This window comes from Streptococcus sp. DD04 (assembly GCF_001578725.1).
Lineage (GTDB): Bacteria > Bacillota > Bacilli > Lactobacillales > Streptococcaceae > Streptococcus > Streptococcus sinensis.
On sequence record NZ_KQ968995.1, the window covers coordinates 1 to 621 of the forward strand.

Sequence of the window (621 nt, forward strand, 5' to 3'; positions counted from 1 at the left end):
TTTATAATACCTTGGATACGATTGTCTGGATGGCTGAATTTAACGACAGCAAGCGTGTTGTTGAGGTAACAAAATCACTCGCTCAGTATTTCCGTTTGGCGCTTAATCAAGGGCACGAACAGATTTATCTTAGAGATGAGATTGACCACGTTCGTCAGTATCTTTTCATCCAGAAGCAGCGCTATGGTGACAAGCTCCAATATGAGATTGAAGAGGATGAATCTCTAGCTGATTATAAACTGCCCAAGCTGGTACTTCAGCCTTTGGTTGAAAATGCAATCTACCATGGCATCAAGGAAATTGACCGACATGGCATGATTCGGGTGACGTCGAAAGTAGAAGAGGGACAACTGAGACTGTCTATCTATGATAACGGCCGAGGATTTGATGTTAACGCTCCTATGGATGCGACTCTCCTTCACTTAGGTGGTGTCGGTCTGAAAAATGTCGATCAACGCTTGAGATTGCAGTTCGGAGACGACTATCATATGGAAATCCAGTCTGAAGCAGATAAATTCACCCAGATTAGTCTTTATTTGCCGCTAGATTCAGATGATTAAGTTCGCTAATCTTCAATATTAAAGAGCCTGGGACAAAAGTCCTAGCCTCTCAATTATCTTT

At 42.4% G+C, this 621-nt stretch carries 1 protein-coding gene; it reads left to right on the forward strand.

Features of this window, described 5'->3' with window-relative positions; all coding sequences use genetic code 11:
- The coding region (locus STRDD04_RS10215) for a sensor histidine kinase (RefSeq protein WP_197460101.1) at window positions 1–560 on the forward strand (560 nt) is incomplete at its 5' end.
- Window positions 561–621 lie beyond the last annotated feature (61 nt).